The organism is Phenylobacterium sp. (genome assembly GCF_965229015.1).
In the GTDB taxonomy this organism is placed as follows: domain Bacteria; phylum Pseudomonadota; class Alphaproteobacteria; order Caulobacterales; family Caulobacteraceae; genus Phenylobacterium.
Genome location: NZ_CBDDIM010000001.1, coordinates 950,711 through 974,672, shown reverse-complemented (window position 1 = coordinate 974,672; position 23,962 = coordinate 950,711). Strand labels below are relative to the sequence as shown.

Sequence of the window (23,962 nt, the reverse complement as noted above, 5' to 3'; positions counted from 1 at the left end):
CTCCACGGAGAAACGAATGGCGCGCGGGCAGGCAAGCTCGACTTCCAAGCGGAAGAAGAATGACACCGGTGTCACGGCTGATGGCGCCGGGGGCGCCGCGGAGGGGCCGGTGACCCAGGAAACCTTGCTCAAGTTCTATCGCGACATGCTGCTGATCCGCCGCTTCGAGGAGCGGGCGGGCCAGCTCTACGGCATGGGGCTGATCGGCGGATTCTGCCACCTCTATATCGGCCAGGAAGCCATCGCCGTCGGGGTGCAGTCCATCAAGCAGCCGGGCGACCAGGTGATCACCGGCTACCGCGACCACGGCCACATGCTGGCCTGCGGCATGGATCCCAAGGAGGTCATGGCCGAGCTCACCGGCCGCTTCACCGGCTCCTCCAAGGGCAAGGGCGGGTCGATGCACATGTTCTCGACGCAGGCCGACTTCTACGGCGGCCACGGCATCGTCGGCGCCCAGGTCAGCCTCGGCACGGGACTGGCGCTGGCCAACCGCTACAAGGCCAACAAGAAGGTCGCCTTCACCTATTTCGGCGATGGCGCGGCCAACCAGGGCCAGGTCTATGAGAGCTTCAACATGGCCACGATCTGGAAGCTTCCGGTCGTCTATGTGATCGAGAACAACCAGTACGCCATGGGCACCTCGATCGAGCGGTCGTCCTCCGAGACCCACCTCTACAAGCGCGGCGCCTCCTTCCGGATTCCGGGCGAGGAGGTCGACGGCATGGATGTCCTGGCCGTGCAGGCCGCCGCGCGGAAGGCCGCCGAGCACGCGCGCTCCGGCGAAGGCCCCTACATCCTGGAGATGAAGACCTACCGCTACCGCGGCCACTCCATGAGCGACCCGGCCAAGTACCGCACGCGGGAGGAGGTCGACGAGGTGAGGAAGACCCGCGATCCCATCGATCATCTTCAGGAATTGCTGGAGCAGAAGGGCTGGGCCGACGAGGCCGCGCTGAAGGCCATCGACGCGGAGGTCAAGCGCATCGTCGCCGACGCCGCCGAGTTCGCCCGCACCTCGCCCGAGCCCGAGCTCTCCGAGCTCTATACCGACGTCTATCTGGAGGCCGCCCAGTGACGGACGTCCTGATGCCCGCGCTGTCCCCCACCATGGAGGAGGGCACGCTCGCCAAGTGGCACGTGAAGGTCGGCGATTCCGTCCGCTCCGGCGACGTCATCGCCGAGATCGAGACCGACAAGGCCACCATGGAGGTGGAGGCCGTCGACGAGGGCGTGGTCGAGGCGATCCTGGTTCCGGAAGGGACCGAGGAGGTCAAGGTCAACACCCCCATCGCCCGCCTGTCGGGAGAGGCCGGGGCGGCCGCTCCCGCGCCCAAGGCCGATGCGCCCGCTCCTGAGGCCGAACCGGCCGCCAGCGGGGATCCGGAGAAGCAGGCGCCCGAGGCCGCCAGGCCGCAGCCGGAAGGCGAGGGGGCGACTGCCGTCGTTCCCAGGCCCGCCCTGCGCGATCCGGAGCTCCCCGAGGGGGTGAAGCTGGTCAAGACCACCCTGCGCGACGCCCTGCGCGACGGCATGGCCGAGGAGATGCGCCGCGACGAGACCGTCTTCCTGATGGGGGAGGAGGTCGCCCAGTACCAGGGCGCCTACAAGGTCTCCCGCGGCCTGCTGGAGGAGTTCGGCGACCGCCGGGTCATCGACACCCCGATCACCGAGCACGGCTTCGCCGGCCTGGGGGTCGGCGCCGCCATGGCGGGTCTGAAGCCGATCATCGAGTTCATGACCTTCAACTTCGCCATGCAGGCGATCGACCACATCATCAACTCGGCGGCCAAGACGCTCTACATGTCCGGCGGTCAGATCAAATGCTCGGTCGTGTTCCGCGGACCCAATGGCGCGGCGGCCCGCGTCGGCGCCCAGCACAGCCAGGACTATTCGGCCTGGTACGCCCAGGTGCCGGGCCTGAAGGTGGTGGCGCCCTATGACGCCGCCGACGCCAAGGGGCTGCTCAAGGCCGCCATCCGAGACCCCAACCCCGTGGTCTTCCTCGAGCACGAGATGCTCTACGGGGTGGAGTTCGACGTGCCCGAGGGCGACTGGCTGGTGCCGATCGGCAAGGCCAAGGTCCGCCGTGAGGGGACCGATGTCACCATCACCGCCCACTCTCGCGCCGTGGGCATGGCCCTGGAGGCCGCCGAGCGCCTGGCGGGCGAGGGGATCGAGGCCGAGGTCATCGACCTGCGCACCCTGCGCCCGCTCGATCACGAGACGGTCGTCGAAAGCGTCAAGAAGACCAATCGCCTGGTCACGGTCGAGGAGGGCTGGGGCCCCATGGGCGTCGGCGCCGAGGTGATCGCGCGCGTCCTGGAGCACGCCTTCGACTATCTCGACGCCCCGCCGGCCCGGGTGCATCAGGAAGACGTGCCCATGCCCTACGCGGCCAACCTGGAGGCGTTGTCCCTGCCCTCGGTCGACAAGATCGTGAAGGCGGTGAAGGCGGTCACCTACCGATGAGCGGGGACGGCTTCACCTGGCGCGCCGGCGGCTGCCACTGCGGCGGCGTGCGGTTCGAGGTGGCCTTGCCGGAGGTCGTCGAGGCCCAGAGCTGCAACTGCTCCATGTGCGCCAAGTCCGGCTTCATCCACATCATCGTGCCCGAGAGCCGTTTCCGCGTGACCAAGGGCATGGAGCGGCTGGCCGAGTACAGCTTCAACACCCGGGTGGCCAAGCACCTGTTCTGCGCCGAATGCGGCATCAAGAGCTTCTACCGCCCGCGCTCCAACCCGGACGGCTGGTCGGTCAACGCCCGCTGCCTGGACGAGGCCGCCAGGCTCGATCTGACCGCCTTCGACGGCCAGAACTGGGAGGCCAACGCCGACCAGCTCGCCCACCTGTCGCTGGAGCCGTCATGACCACCCTGGCCGGCCATTGCCATTGCGGCGCGATCCGGGTGGCGTTCGAGCCCGGCCAGCCGCTGGGCGACCTGCCCCTGCGCGCCTGCCAGTGCGGCTTCTGCCGCCGCCACGGCGCGGCCACCACCAGCGATCCCGCCAGCCGCCTGCATATCGAGGCTTCGCCCGGCGCGCTGAACCGCTACCGGTTCGGCCGCCGCCAGGTGGACGCCCTGCTGTGCGGGGAATGCGGCGTCTATGTCGCCTCCGTGCTGGCGGTGGATGGCCACGCCTTCGCCACCTTGAACGTCGCCGGCGTCGCCCTGGCGGGCTTCGAGGGCCGAACCCCCGATCCGATCTCCTATGACGATGAAACCGATGCGGCGAAGCTCGCCCGGCGCCAGGCGCGCTGGACGCCCACCGTCCTCGTCGAAACCAGCCCGAGCGCCTGACCCATGCCCATCGACATCCTGATGCCCGCGCTGTCGCCCACCATGGAGGAGGGGACCCTCGCCAAGTGGCACGTGAGGAAGGGCGACGTGGTGAAGTCCGGCGATGTCATCGCCGAGATCGAGACCGACAAGGCCACCATGGAGGTGGAGGCCGTCGACGAAGGCGTTGTGGACGCCATCCTTGTCCCCGAGGGCACGGAGAACGTGAAGGTCAACGCCCCCATCGCCCGGCTGTCGGGGGAAGGCGAGGCGGCGTCGCCACCCCCTCAGTCGCAGCCTGCGGCTGCGCCAGCTCCCCCGAAGGGGGAGCAAGTGGCTCCGACTCCCGCCGCCAAGGCAGAGACCAATTCCTCCCCCATCGGGGGAGGGGAACCGCGTAGCGGTGGAGGGGGCGCGGCCCTTCCCGCCGCACAGAGTTCCGGCGGCCAACGCGTCTTCGCCTCGCCGCTCGCCCGCCGCATCGCTGCCCAGAAGAACCTCGACCTCACCGCCCTGAAGGGCTCCGGCCCCCACGGCCGCATTATCAAGCGCGACGTCGAGGGCGTGGCTCCCGGCGCCGCCAAGGCTCCGGCGAGGGCCGGCGCAGCGGCCTCGACCACGGCCCCGCGCCAGGTGCTCAGCCTGGCCCAGATGGGCATTCAGGACGGCTCCTACGACCTCGTGCCCCTGGACGGCATGCGCAAGACCGTCGCCCGCCGGTTGACCGACAGCTTCCGGGACGTGCCGCACTTCCCGCTCACCATCGACCTGGAGATCGACGCCCTGCTGGCTGGCCGGACCAAGATCAACGCCATGCTGGAAAAGCAGGGGGTGAAGGTCAGCGTGAACGATCTGGTGATCAAGGCCTGCGCCATCGCCCTGAAGCAGGTGCCCGAAGCCAACGCCTCCTACTCGCCGGAGGGGATCGCGATGCACCACCACGCCGACATCGCCATGGCCGTGGCCATCGACGGCGGCCTGATCACCCCGATCATCCGGGCGGCCGAGACCAAGGGCCTGGCGGCCATCGCCACCGAGGCCAAGGACCTGGCGGCCCGGGCGCGGACCCGCAAGCTGAAGCCCGAGGAGTTCCAGGGCGGCACCTTCTCCGTCTCGAACCTCGGCATGTTCGGAATCAAGGCCTTCGCCTCGATCCTCAATGAGCCCCAGGGCGCCATCCTCTCGGTGGGCGCGGGCGAGCAGCGCCCTGTCGTGAAGAACGGCCAGTTGGCCATAGCCACGGTCATGACCGTGACCCTGACCTGCGATCACCGCGTCGTCGACGGGGCCATCGGCGCCCGCTGGCTGCAGGCCTTCAAGGTGCTGATCGAAGATCCCATCACGATGATCGTCTAGGAGCCGGGCATGAGCATCTATGATTTCAGCGCCCAGACTCTCGACGGCGCCGCTGCGCCGCTGGCCGCCTATCGCGACAAGGTGGTCCTGATCGTCAACACCGCCAGCAAGTGCGGCTTCACCCCGCAATACGAGGGGCTGGAGGAGCTTTATCGCAAGTACAGGGACCGCGGCCTGGTGGTCCTGGGCTTCCCCTGCAACCAGTTCGGCGCCCAGGAGCCGGGAAACCCCGACGAGATCGCCAACTTCTGTTCGCTGACCTACGAGGTGGACTTCCCGATGATGAGCAAGATCGACGTCAACGGGCCCCAGACCCATCCGCTCTACGCCTACCTCAAGAAACAGAAGAAGGGCGTGCTGGGCACGGCCAACGTGAAGTGGAACTTCACCAAGTTCCTCGTCGACCGGAAGGGGGAGGTGGTGGACCGCTTCGCCCCCACCGTGACGCCCAAGTCGCTGGAAAGCGCCATCGAGGCCCTGCTCTGATGGCCGACTCCTTCGATCTCATCGTCATCGGCTCGGGCCCCGGCGGCTATGTCACCGCCATCCGCGCCAGCCAGCTCGGCCTGAAGACCGCCATCATCGAGCGCGAGGCCCTGGGCGGCATCTGCCTCAACTGGGGCTGCATCCCCACCAAGGCCCTGCTCAAGTCGGGCGAGGCCTATGAGAACCTCTCCCACCTGGCCGACTACGGCATCAAGGTGGAGAAGGCCTCCTTCGATTTCACCGGCATCATCAAGCGCTCCCGCAAGGTCGCCGCCCAGCTCAATTCCGGCGTCGCCTTCCTGATGAAGAAGCACAAGATCGAGGTGGTGGAGGGGACCGCCCGGCTGGAGAAGGGCTCCCCCGCCCCCAAGGTGGTGGTGGCGCTGAAGGCCGGCGGCTCGCGCACCCTGACCGCCAAGAACGTCATCCTGGCCACCGGCGCCCGGGCCCGCACCATCCCCGCCGTGGGGCTGGAGCCGGACGGCGACCGCGTCTGGACCTATCGGGAGGCCATGGCCCCCAAGGCCGCGCCCAAGTCCGTCATCGTCATCGGCTCAGGCGCCATCGGCATCGAGTTCGCCAGCTTCTACCGCGCCCTCGGCGCCGAGGTGGTGGTGATTGAAGCCCTGCCGCGAATCCTTCCCGTGGAAGATGAGGAAATCTCCACAACCGCCCGCAAAGCCTTCGAAAAACGCGGCATCAAGTTCCGCGTCGGCGCCCAGGTGGAGAAGGTCGAGAAGCCGAAGTCCGGCGGCGTGCGCGTCACGACCGCCAGCGGTGGAACGTCCGAAATCCTGGAGGCCGAGGTCGCCATCGTCGCTGTCGGCATCGTCGGCAATGTCGAAGACATGGGCCTGGAAGCCCTGGGGGTGGAGATCGACCGCACCCACGTGGTGACCGACGAGCACGGCGGCACGGGCGTGCCCGGCCTCTACGCCATCGGTGATGTCGCCGGCCCGCCCTGGCTCGCCCACAAGGCCAGCCACGAGGGCGTCCACTGCATCGAACACATCGCCGGCCTCGCGCCGTCGAACCTCAACGCTCCGATCCCGGGCTGCACCTATTCGACCCCGCAGATCGCCTCGGTGGGGATCACGGAAGCGGGCGCCAAGGAAAAGGGGATCGCCGTCAAGGTCGGCCGCTTCCCGTTCCGCGTGAACGGCAAGGCCATCGCCTCGGGCGAGACCGAGGGCTTCGTGAAGACCATCTTCGATGAGAAGACCGGGGCCCTGATCGGCGCCCACCTGATCGGCGGCGAGGTCACCGAGATGATCCAGGGCTTCGCCCTGGCCATGACGCTCGAGGCCACCGAGGCCGAGCTGATCGCCACCGTCTTCCCCCACCCGACGATGAGCGAGGCCATGCATGAGGCCTCGCTCGACGCCTATGGTCGGGTCCTACATATCTAGATTCGCTCGATGATCGCCGCCGGGGCCATGCCGCCGGCGGCGCACAGGGTGGCCATGCCGACCGACAGGTCGCGGCGTTCCATCTCGTCCAGCAGGGTGCCCAGGATCATGGCCCCGGTCGCCCCGATCGGGTGACCCAGCGCGATGGCGCCGCCGTTCACATTGACGATGGCCGGATCGACGTTCAGGTCGCGCATGAACTTGATCGGCACCACGGCGAAGGCCTCGTTGATCTCGACGAGCTGGATGTCCTTCATGGTCATGCCGGCCTTGGCCAGCGCCTTGCGGGCCGCCGGGCCGGGGGCGTTCAGCATCAGCTCGGGCGAATCGCCCGCGGTGGAGACCGAACGAATCCGCGCGCGGGGCTTCAGGCCATGCGCCCGGGCGTATTCCGGCGAGGCGATGACCACGGCGCCGGCGCCGTCCACCACGCCCGACGAGTTGCCGGCATGGTGCACGTGGTTGATCTTCAGGTCGGGATAGGTCGCTTCCACCAACTTGCGGAAGGACAGGCCCTCCTCGTCCAGCGGCACGTCATAGAGGGTCGCGAAGGCGGCCTTCAGGGCCGCCAGTCCCTCGGCGGTCGTGCTGGCGCGGGGATATTCCTCCCGATCCAGGGCGACGCTGCCGTCGTCGTTGTAGACGGTGACCAGGCTGCGGTCGAAATAGCCGTTGGCGATGGCGTGGGCCGCGCGGCGTTGGCTTTCCAGCGCCAGCGCATCGACGTCCTCGCGGGTGATGCCCTCAAGGGTGGCCACCACGTCGCCGCAGACGCCCTGGTGCGGCTGGGGGTGGATCGCGCGAAGGTGGGCGTTGCCGGAGTCCAGGGTCGGCCCCACGGGGCGCTTCAGAGTCGAGCCATAGGACATCGACTCAACGCCGCCGGCCACCACCAGGTCCTGGGCGCCGGACATCACGCCCATGGCCGCCAGGTTCACCGCCGTCAGGCCCGAGCCGCAGAAGCGGTCCAGGGACATGCCGGCCGCCTCGTTGGCGTAACCGGCGTCCAGGGCCGCCATGCGGGCGATGCAGGAGCCCTGCTTGCCGAACTGGGTGCCGCACCCGGCGATGACGTCGTCGATGTCGGCCGTATTGAGGTTGTTGCGCTCCGCCAGGGCCTTCAGCACCGTGGACAGGATGCGTTGCGGATGGACGCCCGACAGCGCGCCCTTCTCAGGCTTGCCCACGCCACGGGGGGTGCGGGCGACGTCGATGATCCAGGCCTCGGTCATAGGGTGATCCCCTCAAGCTCAGTTTGCGCGCAAGCGCCGATCGAGGGGCGACCATGGACCCGGCGACCCCACGGCAGCCAAGCGCCGATTTCGTCAGGGCTTCTTGCGCGCCAGGGCGTCGACGCTCCATTCCCCGCCACCGGCCAAGGCCAGGTAGAGGAAGGTGAAGCAGTAGAGCACCGCGGCCTCGCCGCCGTTCAGGGCGGGATAGAATCCCGCCGGGGCGTGGGCCATGAAATAGGCCACGGCCATCTGGCCCGACAGGATGAAGGCCACCGGCCGGGTGAAGAAACCAAGCGCCAGCAGGGCGCCGCCGCCGATCTCCAGGCAGGCCGCCGCCAGCAGCAGGGTGGGGAGGGGATCGGGGGCCCCGGGCTGGGCCGCCGGGAAGTGGAAGATCTTCATCAGCCCGTGCTCCATGAAGAGCAGGGCGGAGACGATGCGCAGCAGGCTCAGGACGCGCGGCGCCCAGACGTCCAGGTTCGGCATGGCTTCCTCCACGCGCCTTCACGGCGCTTGAGCGAAGGAGCCGCCTTCCCCGACCATCCGTCAAGCTAGGCGGCGCGGCGGCCCTCGGCCTCAACCATGCGCTGGATCACCACATAGTCGGTCTTGCCGGTCCCCAGCACGGGCACCTCGGGGACCTTGATGATCTTCTTGGGCACGTTCAGCTCCGAGGCGCCGATGGCCTTGGCGTGGGCCACCAGGGCCGTCGAATCGGCGTCACGGCGGTCGGTTACCAGGATCAGGCGCTCGCCCTTGCGGGCGTCGGGCATGGCGATCACCGCGTGGCGGCTTTCGGGCCAGACGGCGACGGCCAGGTCCTCTGCGGCGGTGAGGGAGACCATCTCGCCGCCGACCTTGGCGAAGCGCTTCACCCGGCCGCGGATCGTCACCCAGTCGTCGTCGGAGATATCGACCACGTCGCCGGTGTCATGCCAGCCGTCGGCCAGGGGCTCCACCGAGCCATCGGGCCTCAGATAGCCGCTCATCACATTGGGGCCGCGAACATAGAAGCGGCCGCCGCCGGGAATGCCCTCCACCGGCTCCAGGCGCGTCTGGATGCCCGGCAGAAGGCCGCCGACGGTGCCACGGCGGTTGTCGATGGGCTTGTTGACCGCGATCACCGGCGCGGCTTCCGTGGCGCCGTAACCCTCGAGGACGGGCACGTCGCCGAACCTGTCCCGGATGAGGTTGTGGGTCTCTTCTCGAACCTTTTCCGCGCCGCAGACGATGAACTTCAGATTCGCCAGCTCGTCATATTCGGCGACCCGTGCGTACTGGTTCAGGAAGGTGTCGGTGGCCAGCAGGATGGAGGCCTTGGAGTCCTTCAGGAGCGGCGGGATGACCTTGGTGTGCAGGGGCGAGGGGTACTGGAACGCCTTCATGCCGGTCAGGATCGGCAGCAGGGCGCCGCCCGTCAGGCCGAAACAGTGGAAGGTGGGCAGGGGATTGAACATCACCCAGTCCGGATCCAGCGGGATGTGGGCGGCGATCTGGTAGACATTGGCCACCAGATTGGCCTGGCTCAACACCACGCCCTTGGGGGCGCCGAAACTGCCCGAGGTGAACAGGATCACCCCCGGATCGCCCGGCTGGGTCTCGGCCACGAAGGGCTTGGGGAAGGCCGCGGCGGTGGCGGCGAACAGCTTGTCGGCCAGGCCGATCTTCTGCCTCACGTCCTCAAGGTAGGTGACGGTGGAGACCTCCTCCAGGGCGTCGATCAGATCGTGAAGCTGGCCCTGCTCGATGAACCGGTTGGCGGTCAGCACCCGCTTGACCCCGGCCAGCTTGCAGGCGGCCTTCAGGTTCCGGATGCCGGCCGTGAAGTTCAGCATGGTGGGCACGCGGCCAAAGGCGTGCAGGGCGAAGAAGGTCACCACGGCGGCCGAACTGGCGGGCAGCATGACGCCCACCCTTTCGCCCTTCTCCGTCATCGCCGCGATCTTGCGGCCGAGCGCGAAGGCGGCCCGGACAAGGTCGGTATAGGACAGCGGATTGCGCTCCTGGTCCTCCAGGATGAGCTTCTTCGCGCCGTACCTGGCGCGAGCGTCGAGCAGAGCGTCGAACAGGGTCCGTTCGCTCTCAAGCGGATCAAATGTACGCGACAAAGGCGAAGACCTCCCCGATCGGATCGCCGTTTCTTGGAACCTAAGCCTATCGTCGGGGGTCGCCATTGCAAGGATACGTTACAAACCGTGAGGTGGTTTCACGGGGTAGGCGGAGAATTTTCCTCGGGAATCGCGGCGGGGACGGGGGTTGCGGCTGCAGGCGGCGCGACTTCCGCGGCGCGTTCGGCGTCGACCTTGGCGGCGATATAGCCGCTCACCTCGTCCATCCAGGGCTGGCGGAAGCGGTCCTGTTCCAGATGCAGGGCCGGCCAGGCGCCGGGAATGGCCACGGAGCGGCAACGGGGAAGGGCCTTGCAGAGAGCCAGGTTGGGGGCCGCCGTGCGCGCCGGCAGCAGCATCAGGACGTCGGCCTTCACCAACCCAACATCGGTCTCCACCGCGCGGCTGGCCGCCTGGTGCGCGCCGCGCCAGCCGAGGCTGGCCGAGGACATGCGCAGGTCGGGATTGGCGGTCTGCCAGGCCTGCTGCACCCGTCCGCGCCAGGCGTCGTGGGTGAGGCCTTGGCCCCGGGCGTCCGGTGACGACCGGCTCCAGGGTCGCCAGTCGGGAGAGGGCAGGCGGCCCAGTCCGGCCCGTCCGGCCAGGGCCTGGGCGGAGTCGGCGCTTACCGCCTTGGGCGCCAGGGCTGGGGAGGAGACGATCACTCCGTCGGCCTTCAGGCCCGTCTCCACGGCCCGCAGGGCGACGATCGCGCCGTCGGCGTGGCCGAGCAGGATCAGGGGCTTGGTGTCCACCGGCCGGATCACCACCCGGACCAGGGCCCGCAGATTGGCGACATCGGGATCGAAGCTGGGAACGAAGCCCAGGTCGCGGGGCAGGGTGTAGCGGGCCGAGCCCCCCTGGCCGGCGCGCTCCAGGATCCAGACGGTGTAGCCTCGGCGGATCAGGTCCGCGGCGGTCTCGAACCAGGCCTCGGCCGACTCCCCATAGCCCGGCAGGATCACGACGGTCGCCCGCGGCGCCCGCCAGCCTGCGGCGACGCCGTAGCGCTGGGCGGGCTTGCCGCCGGTCTCGATCAGGCCCCAGGCCCAGCCCTCGGGCGGATAGAAGCGCGGACTGAGGGACGGCGGGGCCTGGCTTTCCGCGAACGGGCCCATCACATCGCTCCGGCCGCACGCCGCGAGCAACAGGAGCAGAGCGGCGACGGCGAACGCGCGGACCATGCCGTGTTTGACCCCAGATCGCCGCCGTGGCGCAAGGCCGCTCAATCACGGCTTGATCCGGGAGCCTCGAACGCCGATTTAGGGGTCATGGCGACCGTCATCGACACCGTCACCGGCGCAAGGCCGCGACACCCCGAAAAGCAGTCACGGCCCGACACGCCGATGCTGCGCAAGCCCGAGTGGTTGCGCGTGCGCGCGCCGGGCTCCCCGGGCTATGCGGCGACACGGGCGACGGTGAAGGAACACGGCCTCACCACGGTCTGCGAGGAGGCCGCCTGCCCGAACATCGGCGAGTGCTGGTCCATCAACCACGCCACCATGATGATCATGGGCGACACCTGCACGCGGGCCTGCGCCTTCTGCAATGTCATCACCGGCAAGCCCCAACCCCTGGATCCCACCGAACCCGCCCGCGTCGGCGATGCGGTGGCCAAGATGGGGCTGAAGCACGTGGTCATCACCTCTGTCGACCGCGACGACCTAGCCGATGGGGGCGCGGCGCACTTCGCCGCCGTGGTGCGCGCGATCCGCGCGGCGGCGCCTGCCACCACCATCGAGATCCTGACCCCGGACTTCCTGCGCAAGCCAGTGGCGGCGGCGGAGCTGGTGATCGACGCCAAGCCCGACGTCTTCAACCACAACCTTGAGACCGTGCCGCGCCTCTACCTCTCTATCCGTCCCGGCGCGCGATACTTCCACTCCCTGCGCCTGCTGGAGCGGGTGAAGGAGCGCGATCCCGAGCAGTTCACCAAGTCGGGCCTGATGGTCGGCCTAGGGGAGACCAAGGAAGAGGTCATGCAGGTGATGGACGACATGCGTTCGGCCGGCATCGATTTCCTGACCATCGGCCAGTACCTGCAGCCGACCCGCAAGCACGCCGCCATCGATCGCTACGTGACCCCCGACGAGTTCCGCGCCTATGAGGAGATCGCCCGAGCCAAGGGCTTCCTGATGGTCTCGGCCAGCCCGCTGACCCGCTCGTCGCACCACGCCGGCGAGGACTTCGCCAAGCTGCAGGCCGCCCGCCGGGCCAAGGACGCCGCGGCCTAAGCGCTTGCGCCATCACGTCGCCAGGACGCTGCCCTATGCGCCGGAGCAGCTCTTCGCCCTGGTGGGCGACGTCGAGTCCTATCCCCAGTTCGTGCCCTGGGTCACAGGCATGCGGACGTGGAACGCGCGCACCGACAGCCAGGGCCTGAGCTGGGTGGACGCCGAGGCCAGGGTCGGTTTCGCCTTCCTGAAGGAGAGTTTCTCCACCCGGGTGCGGCGCGATCCGGACGGCCGCCAGATCGACGTCGCTCTGTTGTCCGGACCGTTCAAGACCCTGCGCAACCAGTGGCGGTTCGAGCCCGACCCCGCCGGAACCCGCGTCGAGTTCGACATCGAGTTCGCGTTCAAGTCGCGAATGCTGGAGGCCCTGTTGGCCGCCAATTTCGGCCACGCGGTCGACAAGCTGATGGAATGCTTCGAGGCCCGCGCCAAGGCGCTCTACGGCTAGGTCATCCGGTCGCGCAGGGCCTGGAGGGCGGCCTGGACGGCCGCGAGCTGGATCTCCGAACGGGTTTCGTACTGGAAGAATTCCTGGCGGTGCATCAGGCCGTGATTGGTCCGCGCCGTGGCGATGTGGACCGTGCCCACCGGCTTGAACGACGTGCCGCCGTGCGGGCCCGCCACGCCGGTGATGGCCACCGATATGTGGGCGTTCGAGGCCTCCAGGGCGCCCTCCGCCATCATCCGGGCCACCGGCTCGGAGACGGCGCCGAGGTCGGCCAGCAGGTCGCCGGGAATGCCAAGAAGTTCCTGCTTGGCCCGGTTGGTGTAGGTGACGAAGCCGCGCTCGAAGACGTCCGACGCGCCGGAGATCGAGCAGATGGCCCCGGCCACCAATCCCCCGGTGCAGCTCTCCGCTGTGACGATGCGCAGATTGCGCTCGCGGGCCTCGTCGATCAGCAGTCGCGCCAGGGTCTCGATCTCGAGGGAAAACATGCGGCGTGACTCCGACAAAGCTAGGCAAGGGTGAGGCGAGACCACAACATCGCCGCGACCCCGGACACAAGACGATTCGAGACATGACCACGCAGGACGCCGCCGCCAATACCGCCGCGGACCGATCGCCGGCCCTGTTCGCCATCACCGTCTTCGCCAGCGCGGGCCTGGTCTTCCTGGTCGAACCGATGATCGCCAAGCTGGTCTTGCCCTTGCTGGGTGGCGGGCCGTCGATCTGGAACACCAGCCTGGCCTTCTTCCAGGTCGCCCTCCTGGCCGGGTACGGCTACGCCCACCTGCTGCAGCGGGTCCGGTCGATCCGCCTGCAGGCGGGCCTGCATCTGGCCGCCATGGTGCTGGCGGCCCTGGTCTTGCCCCTGCACGTCACAGGGGTGTTCGGCGCGCCCAGTTCCGAGCACCCGGCCCTCTGGCTGCTGGGGGTGATGACCGTCTCCATCGGCGCCCCCTTCGCCGTGCTCTCGGCCACCGCCCCTCTGGCCCAGGCCTGGCACGCCCGCACCCTGCATGCCGCGACCGGGACCGAGCCCTACGCCCTCTACGCCGCCAGCAATCTCGGCAGCCTGCTGGCCCTGCTGGCCTATCCGATCCTGGTGGAGCCGCTGGCGACCCTGCACGGCCAGGCGGTGGGCTGGAGCCTGGGCTACGGGGCGTTCGTCCTGCTGATGGCCGCCCTTATGGTCTTCGTGACCCGCGCGGGGGGCGAGGCGACCCCGGTCGTGGTGGTGGCGGGCGACACCGTCGAGGCGGCGCCCAGCTGGCGCGATCGCCTGACTTGGGTCGTGCTGGCCGCCATCCCCTCCAGCCTGATGATGGGGGTGACGACCCACCTGGCCACGGACGTGGCCTCGGCGCCCTTCCTGTGGGTGATCCCGCTGGCGCTCTATCTGGTCACCTTCATCATCGCGTTTTCCACCAAGCCCGCGATATCGGAGCAGACCACCCTGATCCTTCAGGCCGCGGCGGTGGCCGCCTGCGCCTCGATCCTGCCCTTCAAGGCCAGCAACCTCTTCCTGCAGCTCTTCATCCACCTCTCGGCCTTCTTCCTGACGGCCCTGATGTGCCACCAGGCCCTGGTGGCGCGCCGCCCGGCGCCCGGACACCTGACCGGCTTCTATCTCTGGATGTCCTTCGGCGGCGTGGTGGGCGGCGGGTTCAACGCCTTCCTGGCCCCGGTGATCTTCAACAATGTCTGGGAATATCCCCTGATCCTGGCCCTGGCCTGTCTGGTCCGGCCCTGGGGTGAAGGGCCGGTGGAGCGCTGGCGCTGGGTGACCCTCGCCCTGGGGTGCCTGGCCGCGGCGGGCGCGCCCCTGGCCACCATGGCCGCCTATAGCGGCGAAATCGGCCGGGCCCATCTGATGGGAACCACGGGCCACGACCTGATGCTTCTCCTGGTCAAGGTGTGCCTGGCCGCGGCCGTGGTCTGCGCCTTCCTCGTGCGCCGGCGGGGCATCGTCTTCTTCGGCCTCATCGCGATCATCTCGCTCGCCGCGGAGGGGGCCGGCGACAAGGTTGACGTGCTCAAGAGCTGGCGCAGCTTCTTCGGCGTGGTGCGGCAGTCAGAGCTGAAGCTTCCGGAGATGGGCGGCACGGTGCGCATGCTGTCCCACGGCACCACCTTGCACGGCGCCCAGGCCCAGGACCCGCGCTGGCGCTGCCGTCCCCTGGTCTATTACGCCCCGGAGACGCCGATCGGCCAGGTCTTCACCGAGGTGGAGCGGCGCAAGCCGGCCCTGCGCATCGGCGCCGTGGGCCTGGGGACCGGCGCTGTGGGCGCCTATACGCGCCCGGGCGACCGGCTGACCTTCTTCGAGATCGATCCGCTGGTGATCCGGATTTCCAGCGATCCGGCCCATTTCAGCTACACGACGACCTGCGCCAAGGGGAAGATCGACTATGTGGTGGGCGACGCCCGCCTGACCCTGGCCAAGCAGCCGAGGGACCAGTTCGACATCCTGCTGATCGACGCCTTCTCCTCCGACAGCGTCCCGGCTCACCTGCTGACCGTCGAGGCCATGCGCGGCTACCTGTCCCGCATCAAGCCCGACGGCGTGCTGATCCTGCACCTGTCCAACCGCAACCTCGACCTGCGCAGCCCGGCCATGGCCGTGGCCTACGCCGCCGGCGGCGAGGCGCTGCTGCAGCGGCACGACGCGGCCAAGAGTTCGCCCATGCTGTGGGAGTCCTCCGAGGACGCCCTGATCGTGGCGCGAAACGCCAAGGCGCTGGCGCCCTTCGCGGCGGACCCGCGCTGGAAACCCACCGAGCCCGTGCTCGTGCGCCCCTGGACCGACGACTACACAAACCTGATCGGGGCGCTCTACGGGCGCATGAAGGAACGCTGGGCCTGGCTGCCCTAGAGGGGCGTCTCGACGGTCGCGACCGCCTGGGCCATCAGGCCTTCGCCGCGGCCGGTGAAGCCCATCCCCTCGGTCGTGGTGGCCTTCACGCTGACCCGGTCCAGGGGCAGGCCAAGCAGGTCCGCCAGCCGGGCGCGCATGGCGTCGCGGTGCGGGCGGATCTTGGGACGCTCGCAGATCAGGGTGACGTCGACATTGACGATCAGGCCGCCCTTGGCCGCCACCAGGCCCGCGGCGTGGAGCAGGAAGCGGTCGGAGGATGCGCCCTTCCATTGCGGATCGCTGGGCGGGAAGTGTTCGCCGATATCGCCTTCGCCGATGGCGCCCAGAAGGGCGTCGGTGAGGGCGTGCAGTCCGGCGTCGGCGTCCGAGTGGCCGATCAGGGTCTGATCGTGGTCGATCCTCACCCCGCAGAGCCACACCGCCTCGCCTGGGCCCCAGCGGTGGGCGTCGACCCCGAACCCGGTGCGGGTGATCCGGCGGCCGCCGGCCAGGTGTTCGGCCATGGCGAAGTCCTCCGGATAGGTCAGTTTCATCAGCAGGGGATCGCCGGCGACCAGGGCCACCCTGCCGCCGGCCCGCTCCACCACCGCGGCGTCGTCGGTGGGCTCGGCGTCGGCGGGCCAGGCGGCGTAGGCGTCCAGGAGGGTGCGGTAGCTAAAGGCCTGGGGCGTCTGGGCCCGCCAGAGACCCTCACGGGAGACGGTCTCGACGATCACCTCGGCGCCGCGCTTCAGGGTGTCGGCGACGGGCAGGGCGGGAACGGCGCCGTCGGCGTCCGCTAGGGCCGCCAGCAGGCGTTCGACGTGCGTCGTGGTCACGAAGGGGCGGGCCGCGTCGTGGATCAGCACGGTCTCGTCGTCGGCCGCCGACAGGGCGGCGAGGCCCGCCTGCACCGATTCAGCCCGCGTTGCGCCGCCGGCGACGGCTTTCCAGCCCGTTAGTCCGGCAAGCGCCTCGGTTGCATCCGTCATGCGCTCGCCGGCGGTGACCACGATGATTTCTCGGGCTCCGGCGCGGGCCAGGGCCTCAACCGACCAGCGTAGAATCGGCCGCCCACCCAGACTGCGCCAGGGTTTGGGAACTCCTGGCCCAGCCCTCGTGCTCGAGCCTGCGGCGACAACGACGGCAGAAAAGTTCATGGCGACGTTGTTTAGAGGGCGATCGTGTCCTGTCTAGGCTTTACGGCGCCGCACAATATGCCTAAAAAGACGGCGATGGGGTTGATTACAAAATGAGCAACACGCTCACAGTCGGGGATGTCGAGGTGTCGGGGCGGGCGTGGATCGCGCCCATGACCGGCGTTTCGGACCTTCCGTTCCGCAAGGCCGCAAGCAAGCTTGGGGCCGCCTATGTGGCCACCGAGATGGTGGCCAGCGCCGAGTTCTCCCGCGGCCGGCCTGATGTCGTGCGCCGCGCCGCGGTGGGCGAGGGGCTGCCCCTGATGGTGGTCCAGCTGGTCGGCCGCGATCCGGCGCTCATGGCGCGTGGCGCCGTCATGGCCGCCCAGGCCGGCGCCCAGATCATCGACCTCAACTTCGGTTGTCCCGCGAAAGAGGTCACCGGCGGCGCCCAGTCCGGCTCGGCCCTGATGCGCGAGCCTGACCTGGCCGAGGCGATTGTCGCCGCGACGGTGGACGCCGTCGACGTGCCGGTCACCGTCAAGATGCGCCTGGGCTGGGACGACACCTCGAAGAACGCGCCGGAGATCGCCGCGATGGCGCAGCGTCGCGGGGCCAGGGCGGTCACGATCCACGGCCGCACCCGCAGTCAGTTCTACAAGGGCGTCGCCGACTGGAGCGCCGTCCGCGAGGTGAAGAGCGCAGTCTCCATTCCGGTGATCGTCAACGGCGACATCGTCGACGGCGCCACCGCCCGCGAGGCCCTGGCTCAATCGGGCGCAGACGGGGTGATGATCGGGCGCGGCGTCTATGGCCGCCCCTGGGTCGCAACCCAGATCGAGACCGAATTGAACGGCGGGACCTTCGTCGAACCCGACGCCGAGACCCGTCTGGGCATCGCCCTGGAGCACTTCCGGGACAGCCTGAATTTCTACGGCGACCGCCTGGGCCTGCGGATCTTCCGCAAGCACCTGGCGTCCTATGTCGATAACGCGCCTTGGCCCATGCAGGCCGAGGCCAGGCAGATCGCACGTTCCGCGCTCTGCCGCCTGGAGGATCCCGCCCTGGTCGAGGAAGGCCTGATCGCGCTCTGGCGCGATCCTCAAACGAGATTGGCGGCATGAACAGTCGAACAAGGGCCGCAACCAGCGGCGTGAACATGGACGTCCTGAAGGCCGCGGCCTTCGACCTCTCCCCCGAACCGGCCCTGGTCGTGAACGCCGACGGCGCACTGGTGGCGGTCAACGAGGCCGCCGAGGCCCTGTTCGGCCAGGGGCTCAGCCTGCTGACCCGCGGCCGCTTCGGCGCCGCCCTGCCGGAAGGCTCGGCCCTGGTCTCCCTGCTCAACCGGGCCCTGGAGGAAGATGCTCCGGTCCGCGAGCGCGGGGTGGAGATCAGCCTGTTCGGTCACCCCTCCTTCGAGGCCGACGGCGCGGCCGCGCCCCTGGGGGATGGCTCGGTCCTGCTGACCCTGCACGTCAAGGGCGGGGCCCTGGGCGGCGAGCGCACGGGCGCCGAGGCCGCCGGCCTGCGCACCATCGTGGGCCTGGGCCGCATGCTGGCCCACGAGATCAAGAACCCGCTGATGGGCATCCGCGGCGCGGCCCAGCTGCTGAAGGCCGGCGCCAAGGCCGAGGACACCCCGCTCGCCCAGCTCATCGTCGACGAGACCGACCGCGTCCGTCGCCTGGTGGACCGCATGGAGGCCTTCTCCGACGACGCCCTGCCGGTCTGCACCCCGATCAACATCCACCAGGTTCTGGACCGCGTCCGGGCCCTGGCGGTCAACGGCTTCGCCGACGGCCTGGTGATGAAGGATCTCTACGATCCCTCGCTGCCGCTGACCTATGGCGACGAGGATCAGCTGATCCAGATCTTCCTGAACCTGGTGAAGAACGCGTCCGAAGCCGCCCACAGCCGGGGCGACAATCGGGGCGAGGTCACCATCCATACCGCCTACCGGCACGGCGTCCGGGTTCGGGCCGCCAAGGGTCAGGCCCTGCGCGGGGCGCCCCTGGAAATCCGCATCCAGGACAACGGCCCCGGCATTCCCGCCCACCTGCGCGAAAGCCTGTTCCAGCCCTTCGTCACCACCAAGGTCAATGGGGCGGGCCTCGGCCTGGCCCTGGTCTCCAAGCTGGTCTCCGGACACGGCGGCCTGATCGATTTCGAATCCGAGCCTGGCCGCACGATCTTCCGCGTGCTGCTCCCCATCGCATCTGAAGAGGACGTCTCGGCATGAACGCGATCGCCAACGCCAACAAGAAGATCCTGATCGCCGACGACGACTCCTCGATCCGTCTGGTGCTCAGCCAGGCCTTCACCCGCCTGGGCTATCAAGTCCGCGCCACCGGCAACGCCACCACCCTGCTGAAGTGGGTGTCGGATGGGGAAGGGGACCTGGTCGTCACCGACGTGATGATGCCCGACGAGAACGTCTTCGACGTGCTGCCGCGCATCCGCAAGGACCGCCCCAAGCTGCCGGTCATCGTGATGAGCGCCCAGAACACCCTGCTGACGGCGGTCAACGCCGCCGAGGTGGGCGCCTTCGACTACATCTCCAAGCCCTTCGACCTGGACGACATGACCTCGGCCGCGCGGCGGGCGCTCGCCAAGCCCGCGGACTCCGAGGCCTCCAAGGCCCAGGCCCGCGCCGTGCGCGACGAACGCCTGCCGCTGATCGGCCGCTCGGGTCCGATGCAGGACGTCTACCGCACCATCGCCCGCCTGGTGGGCGCCGACCTGACGGTCCTGATCCTGGGCGAGTCGGGCACCGGCAAGGAGCTGGTGGCCCGGGCCCTGCACGAGATGGGACGCCGCAAGGACGGCAAGTTCGTGGTCATCAACCTGGCCGCCGTGCCCCGCGAGCGGGTGGAGACCGAGCTGTTCGGACGCGAGGACGGCGACCACGGCAAGCTGGTGGAGGCCGACGGCGGCACCCTGTTCCTGGACGAGATCGGCGACATGCCACTGGACGCCCAGACCCGCCTGCTGCGCGTCATCGACGGCTCGGAGCCGGCGCTCAACCCCAAGACCGGCCGCCGGCCCAATGTGCGGATCATCGCCGCCACCAACCGCGACCTGCGCGGCCTGATCCAGCAGGGCCTGTTCCGCGAGGACCTGTTCTTCCGGCTCAATGTCGCCCCTCTGCGCCTGCCGCCGCTGCGCGACCGGGTGGAGGACATCCCCGACCTGGCGCGGGCCTTCCTGCTGCGGGCCAACCGCGAGGGCCTGCCGTCCAAGACCATCGACGCCGCGGCCCTGGAGCGCCTCAAGCTGCACTTCTGGCCGGGCAATGTCCGCGAGCTGGAGAACCTGATCCGCCGCATCTGCGCCCTCTACGCCGAGGAGCTGATCAGCGCCCGCATCGTCGAACGCGAACTGGCCGACCAGCAGCCCCAGGTCCAGGGGCAGGAGGGACCGGTGACCCTGGCCACCCTGGTGGAGCGTCATCTCGGCGGCTACTTCGCCGAGCAGCCGGACGGCCTGCCGCCCGCGGGGCTCTATGACCGGGTGCTGGAGGAGATCGAGCGTCCCCTGATCCAGCTCACCCTGACGGCGACGCGGGGCAACCAGGTCCGCGCCGCCGAGATCCTCGGTCTCAACCGCAACACCCTGCGCAAGAAGATCCAGGACCTCGGGGTGGAGATGGCGCGCGGACGTCGTTGACGGTCGGCTTCCTGACGCGGATGTGAAGCATTCCCGCAACAACCTGTTGAGTTGGGGGCACAGTTCCGCCTAGGGTCGCCGCGTTATGGCGTCCCTGACCCACGACGGCGAGAATCCTCGAGCGCCGGCCGCGCGGCTGTGGCGGGCGATACAGTCACGCTATGTGCTTGGCGGGGGCTATGCGCTGGCCCTGCTGCTGACCGGCGTGGCCATCCTGCTGGCCGCCTCACCTCCCGAAACCGGTCCCCTGGCGCCGGCCAGCAAGAACATCCTGGTGCTGCTGGGCTTCAACCTGGTGCTGATCCTTGGCTTGGCCGGGATCATGGGGGCGCGGCTCGTGGCCCTGCTGGACGCGCGCTCCATGGACGCCGGCGCCCGCCTGCACCTGAGATTCGTGGCCCTGTTCGCCCTGGCCGCCGTGGCGCCGGCCGTGGTGGTGGCGCTGTTCTACGGTGTCCTGGTCAATCGCGGCGTCGAGAACTGGTTCTCCGAGCGGGTGCAGACCGTGGTGGAGAACTCCGCGACGGTGGCGAGGTCCTATGTCGAGGACCAGAAGCGCTATATCGGCGACCACGTGACCCTGATGGCCGTGGACCTGAACCGCGCCGCCCCGGCCCTGCAGTCCAGTCCCATCACCTTCAGCCATTTCCTGGCCTACCAGGCCTCCTATCACGCCTTCCCGGCGGCCTATCTGATCGACCGCGAGGGCCGGGTCCTGGCCCGCGCCGAGGCCGGCGACGCCCCGGCCTATGTCACGCCCCCGGACTCCAGCTTCAAGGCCGCCGACGAGGGCGACATCTCGGTGCCGGCCTTCGATTCGGCCGACCTGATGCGGGCGGTCTACAAGCTGTCGGCCTATCCCGACGCCTATCTCTACGTGGCCCGGCCGGTGGAGAAGGGGATCATCAACCACCTGACCGACGCCGACGCCTCCCTGGTCTCCTATCGCGAGGCCGCTCAGAGCCGGCAGAGGATCCAGGCGGTCTTCGCCCTGTCCTACATGGAGACCGCCCTGCTGGTGCTGGTGGGCGCCGTCTGGCTGGGCATGGCTGCGGCCAACGCGATCTCCGGGCCCGTGGGCCGTCTGGTGCAGGCCGCCGGCCGGGTGGCCAGCGGCGACCTGACGGCCCGGGTAGATGCTGAGAACGATCCTGATGAGATCGCGGTGTTGTCTCGTGCATTCAATAGTATGACCCACGATCTTCAGGCCCAGCAGGCCGCCCTGCAACGCGCTCGGGACGAGGCCGACCAGGACCGCCAGTTCATCGAGACCGTGCTGGCCGAAGTGTCCGCGGGCGTGATCGGCCTGGATTCCGAGGGCCGCATCTCGGCGGCCAACCGCCAGGCCAGTGAGCTGCTGGGCCTGGGCGAGGCGCCGGCGCGCGGCCGCAAGCTGGCGGAGATCGCGCCGGAGTTCGCCACCATCGCCGACAACGCCCGCAAGGCCGGCGAGGCCGAGGAGGAGGTGGATGTCGAGCGCGACCGCGAGACCCGCCGCCTGCGAGTCCGCGCCAGCCGCAGCGAAAGCGGCCTGGTCCTGACCTTCGACGACATCACCCGCCTGGTCTCGGCCCAGCGGAACGCCGCCTGGCGCGACGTCGCCAGGCGCATCGCCCACGAGATCAAGAACCCGCTGACCCCGATCCAGCTCTCGGCCGAGCGCCTGCAACGCAAGTTCCGCAAGGGGGTCGCCGCCGAGGACCTGGAGATCTTCGACCGCTGCACCGACACCATCGTGCGCCAGGTGGGGGACATCGGCCGGATGGTGGACGAGTTCTCCTCCTTCGCCCGCATGCCCGCGCCGAAGTTCGCCGAACAGGACCTTGTGGAGTTGTTGCGGGCCGGGGTCTTCGCCCAGCGGGTGGCCACCCCCGACATCGAGATCGACCTGGTGGAGCCCTTGCCGGCCACCACCCTGATGGCGGATGGCCGCATGCTGGCCCAGGCCCTGACCAATATCCTGAAGAACGCCTCGGAGGCCGTGGCCGCCCGGGTGGCCGAACAGCCCGAGCCCCGGGGCCGGATCGTCGCCGAACTGATCTCAGACGGATCCGGCGTCTGCGTCGCCATCGAGGACAACGGCGTAGGCCTGCCCGAGAAGGACCGGGACCGCCTGACCGAGCCCTATGTGACGACCCGCGAGAAGGGGACGGGCCTTGGTCTGGCCATCGTCAAGCGGATCCTCGAGGACCACGGCGGGGAACTGATTCTGACCGACGCGAAGCGCGGACGCGGCGCGCGCGCGCTCCTGAAACTTCCGACGACGGCGCGGGTGAGCGCCGTCACCGACGATCGCGGCTTAGAGGTGACCAATGGCGGCTGATGTTCTGGTAGTCGACGACGAGGCGGACATCCGCGAGCTGGTGGCCGGCATCCTGTCGGACGAAGGCTACGCCGTGCGCACGGCCAACGACTCGGAGTCGGCGCTCGCCGCCATCCGGGCCCGCAAGCCGGCCCTGCTGATCCTCGACATCTGGATGCAGGGCGGGGGCATGGACGGGTTGGAGCTGCTGGACATGCTCCGCACCCTGGACGCCGACATTCCGGTGATCATGATCTCCGGCCACGGCAATATCGAGACCGCCGTGAGCGCCATCAAGCGCGGCGCCTACGAGTTCCTGGAGAAGCCGTTCAAGTCCGACAAGCTCTTGCTGACCGTCGAGCGGGCCCTGGAGACCACCAGCCTCAAGCGCGAGAACCGCCGGCTGCGGACCCAGGCCATCATGCCCGACGGCCTGGTGGGCAGGTCCATGGCCACCCAGCAGCTCCGCAGCCTGATTCCGAAGCTGGCCGGCGCCAACAGCCGCGTCCTGATCGCCGGTCCCCCCGGCGCCGGCAAGGAAACCGTCGCGCGCATGATCCACGCCGCCAGCGCCCGGGCCAAGGCCGAGTTCGTGGTGATCAGCGCCGCCGGCATGACCCCCGAGCGCATGGACCTGGAGCTGTTCGGCGAGGAGGCGGAGAACGGCCGCCCGGCCAAGATCGGCGTCTTCGAGCGCGCCCACACTGGCACCCTCTATCTGGACGAGGTGGCCGACATGCCCTTCGAGACCCAGAGCCGCATCCTGCGGGTGCTGGTGGAGCAGCGGTTCCGCCGGGTCGGCGGCGACAATGACGTGCAGGTGGACGTCCGGGTGGTCTCATCCACCTCGCGGGACCTGCGCGAGGAGATCGCCGCCGGACGGTTCCGCGAGGACCTGTTCCATCGCCTGAACGTGGTGCCGGTGACGGTGCCGGGTCTGGCCGAGCACCGGGAGGATATTCCGGAGCTGGTGGACTATTTCATCCAGCGCATCTGCGAGGCGACCGGCATGCCGCGCCGCAGGCTCGCCGACGACGCGCTCGCCACCCTGCAGGTCAAGGCCTGGCCCGGGAACCTGCGCCAGCTTCGCAACAATGTGGAGCGCATGCTGATCCTGGCCTCCGGCGATCCCAGCGAGCCGATCAGCGCCGACATGCTGCCGGGAGACTCGTCGCCCTCGGACCAGGGCTCGTCCCTGGGCGCCGACCGGATCATCGCCCTGCCGCTGCGCGAGGCCCGCGAGGTGTTCGAACGGGAGTACCTCAACGCCCAGATGCTGCGGTTCTCCGGCAACATCTCGCGCACCGCGGCCTTCATCGGCATGGAGCGTTCGGCCCTGCATCGCAAACTGAAGTCGCTGGGCCTGTCCGGCGCCCGACCTGTGGAAGAAGAGGACGCCTGATGGGACTGCTACGCCAAGGCTTCGCAGGCCGCATCCCCAATCC

At 69.1% G+C, this 23,962-nt stretch carries 21 protein-coding genes; 15 read left to right on the top strand and 6 right to left on the bottom strand.

Features of this window, described 5'->3' with window-relative positions; genetic code table 11:
* Positions 1-16 precede the first annotated feature (16 nt).
* Genes pdhA through lpdA form a run of 7 tightly spaced genes read left to right on the top strand, consistent with a single transcriptional unit; the run spans position 17 to position 6,531 of the window.
* A complete protein-coding gene (gene pdhA / locus ACO06I_RS04855; RefSeq protein WP_421931472.1) occupies positions 17-1,078 on the top strand; it encodes a pyruvate dehydrogenase (acetyl-transferring) E1 component subunit alpha in 1,062 nt (353 codons plus the stop codon).
* Complete coding sequence (locus ACO06I_RS04850; RefSeq protein ID WP_421931471.1) at positions 1,075-2,472, top strand: pyruvate dehydrogenase complex E1 component subunit beta; 1,398 nt, start codon at positions 1,075-1,077, stop codon at positions 2,470-2,472. The genes pdhA and ACO06I_RS04850 overlap by 4 nt, the downstream gene beginning before the upstream one ends.
* Entirely contained in the window at positions 2,469-2,870 is a 402-nt protein-coding gene (locus ACO06I_RS04845) for a GFA family protein (RefSeq protein WP_304701642.1), read from the top strand. The genes ACO06I_RS04850 and ACO06I_RS04845 overlap by 4 nt, the downstream gene beginning before the upstream one ends.
* A complete protein-coding gene (locus ACO06I_RS04840; RefSeq protein WP_421931470.1) occupies positions 2,867-3,301 on the top strand; it encodes a GFA family protein in 435 nt (144 codons plus the stop codon). The genes ACO06I_RS04845 and ACO06I_RS04840 overlap by 4 nt, the downstream gene beginning before the upstream one ends.
* A gap of 3 nt (positions 3,302-3,304) precedes the next feature.
* A complete protein-coding gene (locus tag ACO06I_RS04835) occupies positions 3,305-4,636 on the top strand; it encodes a pyruvate dehydrogenase complex dihydrolipoamide acetyltransferase (RefSeq protein ID WP_421931469.1) in 1,332 nt (443 codons plus the stop codon).
* A gap of 9 nt (positions 4,637-4,645) precedes the next feature.
* The gene (locus ACO06I_RS04830) at positions 4,646-5,122 is read left to right on the top strand and encodes a glutathione peroxidase (RefSeq protein WP_421931468.1); all 477 of its coding nucleotides are present in this window, start codon (positions 4,646-4,648) and stop codon (positions 5,120-5,122) included.
* Positions 5,122-6,531 (top strand): dihydrolipoyl dehydrogenase, encoded by a 1,410-nt coding sequence (lpdA, locus tag ACO06I_RS04825; RefSeq protein WP_421931467.1) that lies wholly within the window; start codon positions 5,122-5,124, stop codon positions 6,529-6,531. Before ACO06I_RS04830 ends, lpdA begins: the two co-directional genes overlap by 1 nt.
* Here lpdA and ACO06I_RS04820 read toward each other — a convergent pair.
* The 4 genes from ACO06I_RS04820 to ACO06I_RS04805 all read right to left on the bottom strand — a co-directional run bounded on the left by ACO06I_RS04820 (position 6,528) and on the right by ACO06I_RS04805 (position 10,992).
* Positions 6,528-7,763, bottom strand: a complete 1,236-nt coding sequence (locus tag ACO06I_RS04820; RefSeq protein WP_421931466.1) for an acetyl-CoA C-acetyltransferase — start codon at positions 7,761-7,763, stop codon at positions 6,528-6,530. The genes lpdA and ACO06I_RS04820 overlap by 4 nt on opposite strands.
* 93 nt (positions 7,764-7,856) lie before the next feature.
* Positions 7,857-8,252: a DoxX family protein gene (locus tag ACO06I_RS04815; RefSeq protein WP_421931465.1), complete on the bottom strand. Its 396-nt coding sequence runs from the start codon at positions 8,250-8,252 to the stop codon at positions 7,857-7,859.
* Between the two features lie 65 nt (positions 8,253-8,317).
* Positions 8,318-9,874 (bottom strand): AMP-binding protein, encoded by a 1,557-nt coding sequence (locus ACO06I_RS04810; RefSeq protein WP_421931464.1) that lies wholly within the window; start codon positions 9,872-9,874, stop codon positions 8,318-8,320.
* Between the two features lie 98 nt (positions 9,875-9,972).
* Positions 9,973-10,992, bottom strand: a complete 1,020-nt coding sequence (locus ACO06I_RS04805) for an alpha/beta fold hydrolase (protein ID WP_421931463.1) — start codon at positions 10,990-10,992, stop codon at positions 9,973-9,975.
* Between the two features lie 153 nt (positions 10,993-11,145).
* On the opposite strand from ACO06I_RS04805, the gene lipA reads away from it, so the two are divergent.
* Positions 11,146-12,108: a lipoyl synthase gene (gene lipA / locus ACO06I_RS04800; RefSeq protein ID WP_421931462.1), complete on the top strand. Its 963-nt coding sequence runs from the start codon at positions 11,146-11,148 to the stop codon at positions 12,106-12,108.
* Positions 12,109-12,112: 4 nt separating this feature from the next.
* Positions 12,113-12,556 (top strand): type II toxin-antitoxin system RatA family toxin, encoded by a 444-nt coding sequence (locus ACO06I_RS04795; protein ID WP_421931461.1) that lies wholly within the window; start codon positions 12,113-12,115, stop codon positions 12,554-12,556.
* On the opposite strand, the gene ACO06I_RS04790 is transcribed toward ACO06I_RS04795, so the two are convergent.
* Entirely contained in the window at positions 12,553-13,044 is a 492-nt protein-coding gene (locus ACO06I_RS04790; protein WP_421931460.1) for a CinA family protein, read from the bottom strand. The genes ACO06I_RS04795 and ACO06I_RS04790 overlap by 4 nt on opposite strands.
* An 83-nt stretch (positions 13,045-13,127) precedes the next feature.
* Between ACO06I_RS04790 and ACO06I_RS04785 the strand changes: the two genes are divergently transcribed.
* Positions 13,128-15,425 carry a fused MFS/spermidine synthase gene (locus ACO06I_RS04785; protein ID WP_421931459.1) on the top strand — a complete coding sequence of 766 codons (2,298 nt, stop codon included), beginning with the start codon at positions 13,128-13,130 and terminating at the stop codon, positions 15,423-15,425.
* Here ACO06I_RS04785 and ACO06I_RS04780 read toward each other — a convergent pair.
* Positions 15,422-16,567: a bifunctional 2-C-methyl-D-erythritol 4-phosphate cytidylyltransferase/2-C-methyl-D-erythritol 2,4-cyclodiphosphate synthase gene (locus ACO06I_RS04780; protein ID WP_421931458.1), complete on the bottom strand. Its 1,146-nt coding sequence runs from the start codon at positions 16,565-16,567 to the stop codon at positions 15,422-15,424. The genes ACO06I_RS04785 and ACO06I_RS04780 overlap by 4 nt on opposite strands.
* A gap of 92 nt (positions 16,568-16,659) precedes the next feature.
* Here ACO06I_RS04780 and dusB point away from each other — a divergent pair, with 92 nt between their 5' ends.
* The 5 genes from dusB to ACO06I_RS04755 all read left to right on the top strand — a co-directional run bounded on the left by dusB (position 16,660) and on the right by ACO06I_RS04755 (position 23,919).
* Positions 16,660-17,670 (top strand): tRNA dihydrouridine synthase DusB, encoded by a 1,011-nt coding sequence (dusB, locus tag ACO06I_RS04775; protein ID WP_421931457.1) that lies wholly within the window; start codon positions 16,660-16,662, stop codon positions 17,668-17,670.
* Positions 17,667-18,788: a two-component system sensor histidine kinase NtrB gene (locus ACO06I_RS04770; protein WP_421931456.1), complete on the top strand. Its 1,122-nt coding sequence runs from the start codon at positions 17,667-17,669 to the stop codon at positions 18,786-18,788. The genes dusB and ACO06I_RS04770 overlap by 4 nt, the downstream gene beginning before the upstream one ends.
* Positions 18,785-20,215: a sigma 54-interacting transcriptional regulator gene (locus ACO06I_RS04765; protein ID WP_304701655.1), complete on the top strand. Its 1,431-nt coding sequence runs from the start codon at positions 18,785-18,787 to the stop codon at positions 20,213-20,215. The genes ACO06I_RS04770 and ACO06I_RS04765 overlap by 4 nt, the downstream gene beginning before the upstream one ends.
* Positions 20,216-20,300: 85 nt before the next feature.
* The gene (locus ACO06I_RS04760) at positions 20,301-22,538 is read left to right on the top strand and encodes an ATP-binding protein (RefSeq protein WP_421931455.1); all 2,238 of its coding nucleotides are present in this window, start codon (positions 20,301-20,303) and stop codon (positions 22,536-22,538) included.
* Positions 22,528-23,919 carry a sigma-54-dependent transcriptional regulator gene (locus ACO06I_RS04755; RefSeq protein ID WP_421931454.1) on the top strand — a complete coding sequence of 464 codons (1,392 nt, stop codon included), beginning with the start codon at positions 22,528-22,530 and terminating at the stop codon, positions 23,917-23,919. The genes ACO06I_RS04760 and ACO06I_RS04755 overlap by 11 nt, the downstream gene beginning before the upstream one ends.
* Positions 23,920-23,962 lie beyond the last annotated feature (43 nt).

Coding starts and splice junctions, on each gene's coding strand:
- pdhA (WP_421931472.1), top strand. CDS start 17: ATGGCGCGCGGGCAGGCAAGCTCGACTTCCAAGCGGAAGAAGAATGAC.
- ACO06I_RS04845 (WP_304701642.1), top strand. CDS start 2,469: ATGAGCGGGGACGGCTTCACCTGGCGCGCCGGCGGCTGCCACTGCGGC.
- ACO06I_RS04840 (WP_421931470.1), top strand. CDS start 2,867: ATGACCACCCTGGCCGGCCATTGCCATTGCGGCGCGATCCGGGTGGCG.
- ACO06I_RS04835 (WP_421931469.1), top strand. CDS start 3,305: ATGCCCATCGACATCCTGATGCCCGCGCTGTCGCCCACCATGGAGGAG.
- ACO06I_RS04830 (WP_421931468.1), top strand. CDS start 4,646: ATGAGCATCTATGATTTCAGCGCCCAGACTCTCGACGGCGCCGCTGCG.
- lpdA (WP_421931467.1), top strand. CDS start 5,122: ATGGCCGACTCCTTCGATCTCATCGTCATCGGCTCGGGCCCCGGCGGC.
- ACO06I_RS04820 (WP_421931466.1), bottom strand. CDS start 7,763: ATGACCGAGGCCTGGATCATCGACGTCGCCCGCACCCCCCGTGGCGTG.
- ACO06I_RS04815 (WP_421931465.1), bottom strand. CDS start 8,252: ATGCCGAACCTGGACGTCTGGGCGCCGCGCGTCCTGAGCCTGCTGCGC.
- ACO06I_RS04805 (WP_421931463.1), bottom strand. CDS start 10,992: ATGGGCCCGTTCGCGGAAAGCCAGGCCCCGCCGTCCCTCAGTCCGCGC.
- lipA (WP_421931462.1), top strand. CDS start 11,146: ATGGCGACCGTCATCGACACCGTCACCGGCGCAAGGCCGCGACACCCC.
- ACO06I_RS04790 (WP_421931460.1), bottom strand. CDS start 13,044: ATGTTTTCCCTCGAGATCGAGACCCTGGCGCGACTGCTGATCGACGAG.
- ACO06I_RS04785 (WP_421931459.1), top strand. CDS start 13,128: ATGACCACGCAGGACGCCGCCGCCAATACCGCCGCGGACCGATCGCCG.
- ACO06I_RS04780 (WP_421931458.1), bottom strand. CDS start 16,567: ATGAACTTTTCTGCCGTCGTTGTCGCCGCAGGCTCGAGCACGAGGGCT.
- dusB (WP_421931457.1), top strand. CDS start 16,660: ATGAGCAACACGCTCACAGTCGGGGATGTCGAGGTGTCGGGGCGGGCG.
- ACO06I_RS04770 (WP_421931456.1), top strand. CDS start 17,667: ATGAACAGTCGAACAAGGGCCGCAACCAGCGGCGTGAACATGGACGTC.
- ACO06I_RS04765 (WP_304701655.1), top strand. CDS start 18,785: ATGAACGCGATCGCCAACGCCAACAAGAAGATCCTGATCGCCGACGAC.
- ACO06I_RS04760 (WP_421931455.1), top strand. CDS start 20,301: ATGGCGTCCCTGACCCACGACGGCGAGAATCCTCGAGCGCCGGCCGCG.
- ACO06I_RS04755 (WP_421931454.1), top strand. CDS start 22,528: ATGGCGGCTGATGTTCTGGTAGTCGACGACGAGGCGGACATCCGCGAG.